The 13094-nt window shown below is 65.0% G+C and carries 9 protein-coding genes and 1 pseudogene; 4 read left to right on the top strand and 6 right to left on the bottom strand.

The window, feature by feature from the left end:
• The first annotated feature begins 53 nt into the window (after nucleotides 1-53).
• Both LPN03_RS05310 and LPN03_RS05305 read left to right on the top strand, forming a co-directional pair.
• Nucleotides 54-389 carry an FmdB family zinc ribbon protein gene (locus tag LPN03_RS05310; protein ID WP_165183554.1) on the top strand — a complete coding sequence of 112 codons (336 nt, stop codon included), beginning with the start codon at nucleotides 54-56 and terminating at the stop codon, nucleotides 387-389.
• A 180-nt stretch (nucleotides 390-569) separates the two neighbouring features.
• A complete protein-coding gene (locus LPN03_RS05305) occupies nucleotides 570-1298 on the top strand; it encodes an SAF domain-containing protein (RefSeq protein WP_262453401.1) in 729 nt (242 codons plus the stop codon).
• A 93-nt stretch (nucleotides 1299-1391) separates the two neighbouring features.
• Here the strand turns inward: LPN03_RS05305 and LPN03_RS05300 are convergent, their stop codons facing one another.
• The 6 genes from LPN03_RS05300 to LPN03_RS05275 all read right to left on the bottom strand — a co-directional run bounded on the left by LPN03_RS05300 (nucleotide 1392) and on the right by LPN03_RS05275 (nucleotide 11202).
• The gene (locus tag LPN03_RS05300) at nucleotides 1392-5774 is read right to left on the bottom strand and encodes a DUF4011 domain-containing protein (RefSeq protein WP_262453400.1); all 4383 of its coding nucleotides are present in this window, start codon (nucleotides 5772-5774) and stop codon (nucleotides 1392-1394) included.
• Between the two features lie 106 nt (nucleotides 5775-5880).
• A complete protein-coding gene (gene guaA, locus LPN03_RS05295; RefSeq protein ID WP_262453399.1) occupies nucleotides 5881-7470 on the bottom strand; it encodes a glutamine-hydrolyzing GMP synthase in 1590 nt (529 codons plus the stop codon).
• 35 nt (nucleotides 7471-7505) lie between these two features.
• The gene (locus LPN03_RS05290) at nucleotides 7506-7988 is read right to left on the bottom strand and encodes a DUF3817 domain-containing protein (RefSeq protein ID WP_262453398.1); all 483 of its coding nucleotides are present in this window, start codon (nucleotides 7986-7988) and stop codon (nucleotides 7506-7508) included.
• A complete protein-coding gene (locus LPN03_RS05285) occupies nucleotides 7985-8821 on the bottom strand; it encodes an SURF1 family protein (RefSeq protein WP_262453397.1) in 837 nt (278 codons plus the stop codon). The genes LPN03_RS05290 and LPN03_RS05285 overlap by 4 nt, the downstream gene beginning before the upstream one ends.
• A 105-nt stretch (nucleotides 8822-8926) precedes the next feature.
• Nucleotides 8927-9418, bottom strand: coding sequence for a PTS sugar transporter subunit IIA (locus tag LPN03_RS05280; protein ID WP_165183549.1), 492 nt, complete (start codon nucleotides 9416-9418; stop codon nucleotides 8927-8929).
• Between the two features lie 44 nt (nucleotides 9419-9462).
• Entirely contained in the window at nucleotides 9463-11202 is a 1740-nt protein-coding gene (locus tag LPN03_RS05275) for a glycerol-3-phosphate dehydrogenase/oxidase (protein WP_262453396.1), read from the bottom strand.
• 1023 nt (nucleotides 11203-12225) lie between these two features.
• On the opposite strand from LPN03_RS05275, the gene LPN03_RS20915 reads away from it, so the two are divergent.
• Both LPN03_RS20915 and LPN03_RS05265 read left to right on the top strand, forming a co-directional pair.
• Nucleotides 12226-12657, top strand: coding sequence for a DUF6318 family protein (locus LPN03_RS20915; protein WP_165183547.1), 432 nt, complete (start codon nucleotides 12226-12228; stop codon nucleotides 12655-12657).
• A 20-nt stretch (nucleotides 12658-12677) separates the two neighbouring features.
• A pseudogene (locus tag LPN03_RS05265) lies at nucleotides 12678-13094 on the top strand (hypothetical protein); the annotation flags it as partial.

Below are 13094 nucleotides of genomic sequence, written 5' to 3'. Positions count from 1 at the left end.
CTAAGCAAGTCACGCTGGCAAGGCCCTGACGCATGTATCCAGGAGGAATTTCAGTGCCCACTTACGCTTACGCTTGCAAGGACTGCGGCCACGCATTCGACATCCACCAGTCCTTCAGCGACGACACGCTGACGGTCTGCCCGGAATGCCGGGGTGCATTGCGCAAGAAGTTCAACTCCGTGGGCGTGGTGTTCAAGGGCTCAGGTTTCTACCGCACCGACTCCCGATCGGGTGCGGGCAGCACTGTGGCTGCAGCGCCCAAGGCGGGCGCTTCCTCAGCCGTTTCCTCCGAGTCCGGCAGCCCGGCGTCCGCGTCCGCCCCTAGCACCAGCCCGGCGTCCGGCGCCGCACCGAGCCCCAGCAAGACCCCAGCCACCGTCGGCAGCTAGCTCCGAAAATTCCGAATGGCCGGCTGTTGGGACTGCCGGCCATTTTTGCTGCCCTTTTTCTACCCCTCTTCTGCCCTTTTTCTGCCCTTGGCCCCTCCACAGGCAGGGCGTGGCAGCCGGCCGTCCACAGTTGGGGCCCGCCCCAGTGACTCGGTTCCCGGCCGGTCCTAGCGTGGAGACATGAAGCACTCCAGCAACCGTTCCGCATCGACCGCCCCTCCCGGATCCGGGTGGCGGGCACCGCCCTGGACGTTCCGGACCAGGCCGGCCACCCGTCCCGAACGACTGTTGCGGTGGGTTCTGCGCCGCCGCAGGCTGCTTGCGGCACTCCTGCTCTGTGCCGCAGCCGCCCTTGCCGTCCAGCAGCTCACTCCCGGTGCCCCGGCCACTACCAGCGTCCTGGTGGCCGCCAGGGACCTCCCCGCGGGCCACTCGTTGGGGCCGGCAGACCTTGTTGCCGCAGCCGTGAGCCCTTCAATGGTTCCGGACGGGGTCCTCCACACGGGCATGGCATGGCTGGGGCGCCAAATGTCCGGGCCGGCCAGGCGGGGACAGGTCATGACGGACGCGTCCCTGCTCGGCACCGAGTTGCTCATCGGGGCACCGGCGGGCAGCCAGGCCGTGCCGCTCCGGCTGACAGACCCTTCCACGGTGCAATTGCTGCGCCAGGGCCAGCTGGTCAATGTGGTGCTCAGTTCCAGCAAGGGACTGGACGGCCCCACCAGCAACCAGGTCCTGGCTACGTCAGTCCCCGTGGTGTGGACACCGGCCTTGGCCAAGTCCGGCGGCGGGTTGTTGCCCAGCCAGGAAACGGACGGGCTGGTGGTGGTGGCTGCTACGGCGGAGCAGGCCGTGCTGCTGGCGGGCGCCTCGGCCCGGGGAAAGATCTTCCTTGTCCTGGTTTCTTGAAGCCAGCCGCTTCAAGAAAGGCAGGCTTCAAGAAAGGCAATTTCAGGAAAGGCCCATTTCACGAACGGCCGGTTTCCCGAACGGGCATTGCTGCTAACCCCAGTGCGGCGGCTTGTTCTCCCGCAGCCATTCGTCGTGGCCTCGGTCGCGGCGGTCGTCGCCCCACGTGTGGGCGTCATCGTGGGGCGCCACCTTTGGTAGGATTGCCGCATCTTGCGCCTGGGAGACCGGGACGCGCCCGGCGTCCTTGGCTAATTCTGTTTTGGCGGAATCTTCCGAGGAATGGTTGGACGGCTGGCTCACCGTTGTCACACTTTCTGCTGCTTCGTGGGGTGATGGGACAGCGGCAGTGGTTGGAGCGCCCTGTCCGCCTTCCATTTTATCCCCGGCAGCATCCTCGGATTTCCCTGCCCCCGTCTGCGCGTTCTCTGCGACCTCGGCGACTTTGGGGTTCCCTGCCCCGGAATCCGCGTCCACTGGCTTCCCGGACGTGGCTTGCCCGTCCCCGGCCGGGGCGTCCTGCACCTGGCTGTCCCCTGCACGGCCGGCGTCTACATGGCTTTCCTGTGGCTTGCCGTCCGGGGCTGGCGTACCGTTCCCGGGCCTCCCCCCATGGTGGTTCCGGCGGCGGGATCTGGGAGAATCGATGACTGCTGTCACCGACGGATCCCCTTCCCCGGACGTTCCCATGAGTGATTCCAGCTCGGTGTCCCCCAGCAACGTGGGCAAGCCAAGGTACCGGCCAATTTGGTCGGCGCAGCTGGACGGGTCGGTGAAGACCTCAATGGTCCACAGTGGCATGTACCGCCAGCCCAGCCGCTCAAGCATCTGCGGTCGGAGCCGGCTGCGTTCGCGCACACTCATGTGCCTGTACTTTGCGGTGCCGTCGGATTCCACGGCCACAGGAACCGGGATCTCGCGGTCGTCGCGGCCCAGCAGGCTCTTGGTGTCGGGCGCGGCCACGATGTCGAGGGCGCCGTCGAAGTGGTGCCAGACGCGGGCCCCGCGGGCCCGCAGCCTGTCGGCCAGGTCGGCGACCAGAGGGTCCTCGCCGGTGGCTTTCTCACTGTCCTGGGCACGGGTGGCCGGGGTCCCCAGCATCGAGTTGCCGGCCAGTTCGCGGTCCAGCAGTTCGAAGAAGTCCACGGCCCCATGGCTGAGCCGCTGCTCATCCAGGTCCTCCGGGCGGAAACACGTGACCAGGTGCAGGTGGTGCCGCGCCCGTGTCATGGCCAGGGCAAACTTTGCCCGCCCGTCCGGTGCGGACAGCGGCCCAAATTCGTGCAGCGCCCGGCCGTGGGGCGTGCGGCCATAGCCCAAGGAGAAGATGACGCGGTCGCGGACCAGCCCCGCCGCGCGGTCCACGGTCACCACCCGGAAGGATTCGGGGCCCGATTCAAAGAATGCGGCCAGCAGCGGGTGGTTGGCCATCTGCAATCGGATGGCCTGGGCCACCCGCACGGCGTGCCTGTCGCTGGCAGTGATGACGGCCAGCGATTCGCGCGGGCGGACACGGGCATGCTCAAATACTAGATCCACCACCCGGTTCACTTCCGCAACCACGGACTCGATTCCGCCGGTGCCGGCTCCCGGCAGGCCCTTGCCGTCAGGCAGGTAGTCAACCGTCAGCGCACGGTCCAGGCCCGTGACGGGGCGTCCGTCGGGCAGGCGTTCCAACTGTGAATCGTAGAAGCTGCTGCTGAGCTGGCGGACCAAATCTTCGTCCACCGCGCGGTAGGCGACTGTCAGCCGGTGCCGCGGCAACACCCTGGACAAAGCGCCCAACACGCTCTCCAGCGGATGCTGGTCCACGGCACGGTTGGCGGGGTCACCTACTGCCACAGTAAAGCTGCGCGGGCAGGCGGTCTGTTCGTCGCCAAAGGCAATGACCTGTTCGGCCCGTGCCAGCGAAGGCAGCGCCGACTGCAGCGAGGTTGATTCAGCGTCCAGGATGACGACGGCGTCGAAGCGGTAGGCCGCCGGGATGACTGACGGCACCACGAGGGGGCTCGCCGTGAACACCGGGACCAGGTTCTTCAGCAGGTCGGGGGCCTGGAAGGCAAGGGCCTCCAGGGACACCCTCCCGTCCTTGAGGACGTTGCGGAGCATTTCGCCCTGGCGGTTCCGCCCTTCAAGCACGCGGCGCCACTCCTCGGCGAGCTTCCACCGAATCCGCCCGGGACCGGCGGCCACGTGGGCCTGGTCCGCCAGGCGGAACTCGGCTTCGACGCGGCGGAGGTTGTCGCCGTCGGACATGGCCAGGTAGTCGTCCCCGCTGATCATCGCCTCGAGCGCGGACTGCCACCACGCCAATTCCAGCTCCGCACCGGTTTGTTCGGCGCCCACCTCGCGCTGGGCCAGGTCATCCAAAAGTTCGCCCAAGCCTTGCTCACGCATGCTTTCCAGCGTCAGCGTGCGTTCCGGCAGGGTCTCCAGCGACGCCTTGTCCTGGACCAGGGCGTCCAGGCGCCCCACCAGCTCCCCGGCGTTGCAGTTGAGGAGGTCGCCGCCGTCGACCGTGTGTTCCAGGGAATTGCCCAGCGTCTTGAGCTTGAGACTGAGCTCGCCGTAGCTGCGGCTGAGCTCCGCCAACCCGGACGGAACAGTGGGGTGTCGCTTGCTCGTGGCAACTTCCTCCCACAGGTCCCGCTGCCCGTTGACGAGCACCAGGGATTCATGGAGGTCCGCCACGTGCACACCCGGGCGCACCAGGTCCTTGGCGCCGCGGCGAAAGCGTGCACGCTGCAGGGCCGGCATGTCCACGCCGTGGTCCCTCCGCCAGGCCGCGGTGGCTGTGGCTGCGATCATGTTGTCGATGGGCCAGTCAAAGACGACCGACGTGAACTTGTCCAGGCTCTCCCGGACTGCCACCAGCATGTCCAGCTGGCGGCCCCACTCTGCGAACGTGTTCCCGTGGCGGATCTGGCTGAATTCGGCCACCTGGTTCATTTTGGCGGCAAATGCCGGCACTTGCTCGAAGAGCTGCCCTGCCAGGGCATACGCGGCCTCGGTCTCCCTGCGGGTGACCAGCCGGGCCCCGTGCCAGGCACTCCCGACGGCGGCCTCGCTGAAGGCACCCAGTTCGGCCGCCCGGCGCAGCCGGCCGGCAAGGTCCCCGCGCACCTTGATGCTGTCAAGCACGCTTCGCTTGAGCCGCACGGTGGTGGCCGGTGCCGGGTGGATGGACGTCAGCTCGGCCAGCGACTGCATGGCCTGGTAGGGGGAGCAGCCCCAGCGTTCGCGGACATTGTGGAGGCTGGCCACGTGGTCCACCAGCTGGTGGCGGTGGTCCACCAGCGTTTTGTGCAAATTGGCCAGCTGGGGTTGCACGGCTTTTTCGTTGCGGGTGATCGAGCGAATCAGCTGGGTCTTGATCTGCTGCGGCCCGGTCTGGGCGCTGAGCTGGAGCAGCAGCGAGTCCAGGTCCATCTCACCCAGGGCCTGGGCCAGTTCATTGAGCGTGCTCCGGCGCTCCCCCACCACCAGCACGCTCTTGCCGTCATGGACCAGCTGCGCGACCGCGTTGATGGCCGTCTGGGTCTGGCCGGTGCCGGGAGGCGTTGACACCAGCACGGATTCGCCTGCGCGGATCAAGTCCAGCACGTATTGCTGCTGCGGATCGGCGTCGCGGACCAGGATTTCAGCGGATGGTTCACGCTCGTCCAGGGGCGTGAACCGGCCAAAGTCGGATTCCAGTTCAACGGGCAGGATGTCGTCGCTGCTGTGGTTGCGGAGCCGGGTCAGGAGCTCGGTGCCCTCCAGCAGTGCCGGATCGCTGAGGTTGTCGGCGAGGAAGGCAAACGTGGACACCAGCAGGTCATGGTCCACGGTGGCGCCGTCCACGGGCGCCAGGAGGCTGCGCATCTTGTCGAGCACAGGTGCCGGGTCGAAGCGTGCAGTGCTGTAGGCCAGGCGGCCCAGGGCCGGCGCGTCGATGGAGATGCCGGCCTGCGTTTCAAGCCGGTGCACCAGGGCAGGGTTGACCTGTGCCTGTTCCATGAGCTGAAGTTCGTAGTCGTCCTGGCCGGGCCGCACGGTAAGTGCGACGGCGGCCAGCAGCACGGGTGCGCATACCTCGCCGCTGTTCTGTCCACCGACCGCGGACCACCGGGCCAGGCCGGCGGCGAGGTAGCCGACGTCGATCCCCCGATCGGTGCTCAGCTCAAAAATCTTGGCGCGCAGCGCCCCCGCTGCACGCTTAGCGGAGGCATAACGGTCCGGTTCGCGAATCAGCGTGGAAAGGCGGGTCTTGCGGCCCGCCAACAGCTGGGCAAGGCCGGAGGGGTGGGCATGGCTGAGATCGATGCAGCCGGATTCCGTCTTGGCAAAAGCCAGCGCCGTGTCCGGTCCAGCGTACGAATCCAATCCTGCAAGCCAGGTCTGGAGCTCCGTGGAGCTCTCATCGGGCCTTGCGAATTCGGACACGGGTGCCTTCTTCTCTGCATTCGAGCGGAACGGTCTTGACCATACTGACATGCACTTTAGGCTATCGCCCCTTGCACCCCAATACCTGTTCGGCACACTGGAGGGCTCCAAATTCGGCCAAAATTAGGCCGTTGGGCCCTCCAGCGCCCCCGGGGGATTACTCCCACTCAATGGTTCCCGGCGGCTTGGAGGTGACGTCCAGGACAACCCGGTTGACACCCTCCACTTCGTTGGTGATCCTGTTGGAGATCCGTGCCAGCAGATCGTACGGGAGACGCGACCAGTCCGCCGTCATGGCGTCCTCGGAGGACACCGGGCGCAATACGATCGGGTGGCCGTAGGTGCGGCCGTCTCCCATGACGCCGACACTGCGGACGTCGGCGAGGAGCACCACCGGCATCTGCCACACCTCATTGTCCAGGCCGGCTGCTGTCAGCTCGGCACGGGCAATGGCGTCAGCCTTGCGGAGCAGCTCCAGCCGTTCGCCGGTGATTTCACCGACAATGCGGATCCCCAGGCCGGGACCCGGGAAGGGCTGGCGGCCCACGATTTCGGCTGGCAGGCCCAGCTCGGCGCCCACGGCCCGGACTTCATCCTTGAACAGTGCGCGCAGCGGCTCAACCAACTCAAAACGCAGGTCCTCAGGCAGGCCGCCCACATTGTGGTGGCTCTTGATGTTGGCCGCACCTTCGCCGCCGCCGGATTCGACGACGTCGGGGTACAGCGTCCCTTGTACCAGGAACTTGATCTCTTCGCCTGCGGATGCGGCGTCGGCCATGATGGCGCGCTCGGCCTCTTCGAACGCGCGGATGAACTCGCGGCCGATGATCTTGCGCTTGGTCTCCGGGTCGGAGACGCCTGACAATGCGTTCAGGAAGCGGTCCTGCTCGTTGGCCACGTACAGCTTGGCCCCGGTGGAGGCCACGAAGTCATGCTCCACCTGTTCGGCCTCGCCCTGGCGGAGCAGGCCGTGGTTAACGAAAACACACGTGAGCTGATCGCCTACTGCGCGCTGGACAAGTGCTGCGGCAACGGCGGAATCAACGCCTCCCGAGAGGCCGCAAATGACCTTGGCGGAGCCAATTTGCTGGCGGATGAGCTCAATCTGGTCGTCCAGGATGCTGCTGGCCGTCCAGTTCTTCTCCAGCTTGGCGCCGTTGAACAGGAAGTTTTCGAGCACCTTTTGGCCGAACTCGGAGTGCTTGACTTCAGGGTGCCACTGGACCCCGAACAAGCACTTTTCCTCGTTGGCAAAGGCGGCCACCGGGGCGCCGGCGGAGGAGGCAAGCACGTCAAACCCCTCCGGGGCCTTCTGGACACTGTCGCCGTGGCTCATCCAGGTGCTTTGGGTCGCCGGGGTGCCGGCGAGGATGGAGCGGCCAGCACCGTCCAGGCTCACCGCGGTGGCACCGTATTCACGCTGCCCCGTTTCCGCCACGGTGCCGCCAAGGGCTGCCGCCATGGCCTGGAAGCCGTAGCAGATGCCCAGGACCGGGACGCCGGCTTCGAACAAGTCTGCACCAACATTGGGTGCGCCCTCGGCGTAGACACTGGAGGGTCCGCCGGAGAGGATGATGGCAGCTGGGTTCTTGGCCAGCAACTGCGCAGTGGTGTAGGTATGCGGCACGATTTCCGAGTACACATTCGCCTCACGCACACGGCGCGCAATCAGCTGAGCGTACTGGGCTCCGTAGTCCACAACCAGGACGGGCTTCTGGGAAGTCTGGGCTGTAGCGGGATTAGTCACGGTTCAATCTTAACCCACGCCGTACCGGGCCGCGGTCAGTACCGCTTGGGCGCCTGCGGGTTGGCGGCGACCTCGGCAAGGACCTGCTTGTGGATCCTGCCCTCTACAATGAAGGACAGGAACGGAATCACGCCACCCAAGGCGATGAGGATGAATTTCGGGAAACGCCAGCGCATCAGGGACCACAGGCGGAAGTCGGCGATGAGGTACACCACATACATCCAGCCATGGACAATCAGCACGGTTGTGGACAGGTTCACCCCGCCGGAGACGGCGTTGATGGCAACAAAACCGAAGCCGTGGGATGCTCCGGTCACGGCGTTGGTGCCGCCAGCCATCAGCACGCTGCCGAAGCCGTAGCGGACCACCAGCTCGGCGGTGAGCAGCAGCAGCATGGTGCCAGTTGCGTAGGCCAGCACCTTGTAAAACTTCAGGGAGCTCAGAATCTGGGCCGGGGTTCCGCCGAACCGCCGCTTAGGCGCTGCCTTGGTGCGGTCCGCGGGATTGGTTTCAGTCACTGTGCAGTAGCTCCTAGATCTGGGTTTGGTTCAATGTCGTCCTCATGGTTGAGGTCAAAAAGTTCGTCCTGCTCCCGCCGGTAGTCGTCGGCCACCAGTCGCCACCACAGGAACACGGCGAATCCGGCGAAGAGCACCCATTCGATGGAATAGAAGATGTTCAGCCAATTGACCTTGCCATTTTGGTCCGTGGCCGTGACGGTGATGGCCACCATGTTCGTGTTCGTGCCCACCGCTCCTACGTCCACGCCGTTAACCACCTGGTCATGGGCCACCATGAACGCCGCATAGGTGGTGGTGTTCCAAATGTTGGTCAGTTCCGCCGACGACAGTGCGCTCACGTGTCCGGAGGGCAGGTTTTGGGCGAGGATGGGGCCCTCGGAGTTGAGCAGGCGGCCTTCCACCTTGACCGTCCCCGACGGCGGTGCCTGGGCGCTGGCCGGATCGGCTATCCAGCCGCGGGCCACGGGAATGACTGCTGCCTTCGTGGCGCCTGCGCCCTTTAGGACGGGCGCTCCGTCAACTACCAGTGCCGTGACCACCCAGTAGCCGTGCTTTCCGTCCTGCATGCGGGACTCGACGATCACCTGTTTGGAGGCATCGTAATGTCCGGTGGCCGTGACCAGCTGGCCCTCGGCATTGCTCAGGAGGGGCTGGCCGGGCTGGAGGGTGTCGAGCAGGGGCGCCACCTTTTCCGTGACGGAAGGCGGTGGCACATTCGTTTGCAGGGAACGGTTGAACTGCCATTGGCTGAGCAGGACAAACACGGCAGCCACGGCGAGCGCAAACACCAGGGCTGCGATCCACTTGGGCTTGAGGGCAGTTTTCAACACCCTCTAACGGTACTTCGTATGCGTGTAGAACAGCGAATGGCAGCCCAGGCAAGGGGGCACCAAGGTGACGGACGGCGGCAGGCGGGGTCCCGCCGTCGTCCGCGTTTAATGGTCGAAGAAAACCAAGGTGGAGTTGATGAGCTCGGCGATGACTTCCTGGTCGTGGGCGCGGCGCAGTGACTCCCGAAAGTTTTCCTTGAACAGTGAACGGGCCAGGGTGGCCAGCACCTCGAGGTGTTCGGAGAACGAGCTGGCGGGCGTGGCGATGAGCAAGATCACGCTGGCGGGCCCGTCAACGGCACCAAAATCCAGGCTGTAGCCGAACCTCGTTATGCCTACGGCGATGGACGTTTCCGTGACGTAGTCGCTGCGCGCGTGGGGCAGGCCGATGCCGCCGGGAAGCCCCGTCGCCATCTGGTGTTCACGGGCATTGACGTGGCGCAGGAAGCCCTCCAAATCGCTGACGCGGCCCTGTTCAAAAAGCTTCGCCGCCAGCTGCGCCGTGGCGTCTTCCTTGGACGTGGCCTCCATTTCCAAGATCACCAGGCCAGGGTTGGTCAGTTCCGTGTCATAGCGCTCGAGCGAACCTGCTGTCATTGACTGCCTTTCAGGGCTTTGTGGTGCTGCGGCGGTTCCATGGCTTAGGTGAGCGGGACAATTCCGGGGGCGCCAATCCTGGCGGCATCGGCGGTGACGTCGTCGGGCTGCTGCTGGCTCAGCCTCTCGGCCTCCACCCTCGCAAGGTAATTGGCAATCTCGTTGTCCCGCTGGGTGTCGCTCCACCCCAGCACGTCTCCCATGAGTCTAGCGGCGACTGGCGCGGCCGAAACCCCCCTGTCCCACGCCTCGATGGAAATGCGGGTGCGGCGCGTGAGGACATCGTTGAGGTGCAGGGCGCCTTCATGCGTGGTGGCGTAAACCACCTCGGCGGCAAGGTAGTCGTCCGCGCCGGGCAGTGGCTCGGCCAGCTCCGGGGACTCAGCCATGAGGTCCAGCACTTCCTGGGTCAGGGAGCCGTAGCGGTTGAGCAGGTGTTCCACCCGGGCCACATGGACACCTGATTCGTCAGCCGTGCGGTTCCTGCGGTTCCAGGCTGCCTTGAAGCCGGTGGCGCCCAGGAGCGGGATGGTTTCGGTGCAGCTTTCGGGCACCTTTTCATCCAGGGCCCGGGTGGCTTCGTCGACTGCATCCTTGCCCATGACCCGGTAGGTGGTGAACTTGCCGCCGGCCACCACCACCAGCCCAGGCACGGGATGGGCGACGACGTGTTCCCGGGACAGCTTGGCCGTCGAGTCGTTTTCGCCCGCCAGCAGGGGACGCAGACCTGCGTACACCCCCTCGACATCTTCCCGGCTCAGGGGGCGCTTGAGGACCTTGTTGACGTGGCCCAGCAGGTAGTCGATGTCGGCGCTGGACGCTGCAGGATGTGCCTTGTCCAGCTTCCAATCCGTGTCGGTGGTGCCGATAATCCAGTGCCGCCCCCACGGAATGACAAACAGGACCGACTTCTCCGTCCGCAGGATCAGGCCAACCGTGGATTGGAACCTGTCTCGGGGAACCACCAGGTGGATGCCCTTGGAGGCCCGCACCTTCAGTTGCCCGCGGTCCGTGACCAGGGCCTGGGTTTCATCCGTCCAGACGCCGGTCGCGTTGATGACCTGCTTGGCGCGAATTTCGAATTCCGTGCCGTCCTCCTGATTTTGGACCTTGGCGCCGACCACGCGCTCGCCCTCCCGGAGGAAGTCGATGACCTTGGTCTGGTTGACCACGTGGGCGCCAAAACTGGCCGCCGTCCGCATCACGTTGGCCACGAGCCGTGCGTCGTCCACCTGGGCGTCGTAGTAGCGGATGGAGCCGATCATGGCGTCATCTTTCAGGCTGGGTGCCGCCCGCATGGTGCCCTTGTGGGAGAGGTGCTTGTGCATGGGGACGCCGCGGCTGTTGCCGCTGGTCAGGCCCAGCGTGTCGTAAAGCATGATGCCGGCGCCAACGTAAGGCCGCTCAACCCACCGTTTGGTCAACGGGTACAGGAACGGCACGGGACGGACCAGGTGTGGGGCGATCCGCTGGATGAGCAGGCCCCGCTCCTGAAGGGCCTCCTGGACCAGCGCGAAGTCCAGCATTTCAAGGTAGCGCAGGCCGCCGTGGATCAACTTCGAGGACCTCGACGACGTCCCTGCGGCCCAGTCGTTGGCCTCCACCAGCCCCACGTTTAGGCCTCGTGTCACCGCGTCCAGGGCTGCGCCTGCGCCGACTACGCCGCCACCCACCACCAAAATGTCCAGTTCCTTGCCAGGTTCCGTGGTGGCCTGCAAGTACTTGAGCGATGCGTCCCGCGACTCCTTGCTCAAATTGCCGTTCGGGTGGGTTGAAACAGACATCGCGGACCTCCTGGACATACGAGCTACTGACACTAAAAACCATACGCGGTTGGTCAACAGAAAGGCAGGGGGTGCCGGTCCGGCCGCTTCACCCGTCAGGGCCTCCTCGAGTTCACGCGCCTTCGTTGCGGTGATCCGTCCATTGTCGGCGAGGCACCTGGCATCGTCCGCGAATCGGGATACGGCGAGTGCCTGTTCCGTGCCCACGTCCCCGGAAAGGAAGGCAGCTCCAAGGATGGGCTGGGCGGGTGGCATGGTAACAAGTGTCAGGGGGTTGGTTGTGGGCAGAAAGCGATCGGCCAGGCGAAGCCGACGGTTGGCCTCACCGCGGCCTATCACGAGGTTGTTCGAGGGGACGTCCAAAGTGTTCTTGGCTCCCGTAGCCTCAAACGGCCTGGCGCTGTGCGAATGGACAGTTACCTGCGACTTGGCCTTGCAGGGCCTCGACGAACCGGCCAAGTAGTTCCATTGAGTTCGCCCAGCCGATCAGCGCCGCATCGCCCAATCCATCCAGTACGAGTTATTGAACTCTCACCTCCTTTGTCCGCCAAAGCTGTGGATAACTTCTGGCGGGGATTGGTCAAGTCGGCTAGCTTGGAATATAGCTAGGCCGGGGGACCGCAAGGAGGCGGCCCCGGGGGGACTTGGGCGGGGGCTCTTATGACAACGGACTTGCTCACCATTGGGCGCTCAATTCAGGCTGTGGCAGGGCGTGCAGGGCCACCATTGACAACGCGTGGGGAACCGTCATTGGCGGGGCATGCCAGGCCCATTTCCGGAGGTTCCCCCGGGGCCGGGCGGCACCGTCTCCGCCTGGCGGCCACGGTGCTGGGTGCCGTGTTGCTGGCCGGGTGCTCATCCCCCGCCCCACCAGTGACCGGAAGCGGGTCCCCCGGGCAGTCTGCTCCCGCAACGGCCACCGCCGCCGCAAGTGCTGCGCAAACCAATCCGCCGACCACCGTCCCAGCGCCGGCGTACAAGCCGGCCACGGCGGCCGGCCCGGCACAAAACGTTCCCGTCCCCGTGCTGCCGGCCAAAGCCAAGGAATTCTCCAAGGAGGGCCTGGAAGCCTTCGCCACCTACTGGTACTCCACCCTCGGCTACGCCTTCGAAACCGGAGACGCCGGCCCCATGCTCGCCATCAGCGACCCAGAATGCAAAACCTGCCAGGCAATGGAAAAAACGGTTGCTGCAGGCCACAAGGAAGGGAGGTGGATTGAAGGCGGGCAAATGAACATTCTGTCAGTCGATAGCCCATTCGCACTGATCGACGATGGGACTTATCAGGCAATCACCATGGTTCGCCAGGAACGCGTGAAGTACTACAACGCCGACCGAACAGTAAGGAACGATTTAGGCGTCACCGCGCCCATCGCAGACATAGTGGTCGGCAAATACAATAACGATCACTGGATCGCAATCACCGTTGAACATCTTCAAGGCAGCAAGAAGTGATGCCCCAAAAAGGTCCACAAGTGACGACGCTGAAACTAGCGTCCATCATGTTACTGGGGATCATTTTTTCGTACCTGAACCCGATTCCCGGTATGGCCGATGATCCAACCGTCGATACCAACTGGAACGCTCCAGGAATTGACGTGAGCGCCTGGGATCCACTGCCGGGGCCAGAAGGCCGGTACGGCAAGAATCCGTCCGCCGGCGCCCTCGACCCGTTAGTCTACGAGTACAGGCCTGCCTGCACGGCAACTGATCAAGCCATTTACCCCAATTGTGCCGCCAATCTGCCATCCTGCACGGCCGCGAAAGGCGGCGTGGCTGTCTGGTGGTACCAATCGCCCAGAGTAGCCAAGCCGCCCAAATGGGTGTTCCATTCCGGCCCCACCTGCATCTACGACGAAAAGCCCATCGACGTGCTCAAGGAAATCGCCGCA

Origin of the sequence: Arthrobacter sp. A2-55 (assembly GCF_025548615.1) — a bacterium.
Lineage (GTDB): Bacteria > Actinomycetota > Actinomycetes > Actinomycetales > Micrococcaceae > Specibacter > Specibacter silviterrae.
The sequence above is the reverse complement of the archived record's forward strand: the minus strand, read 5'-3'. Positions and strand labels throughout refer to the sequence as shown.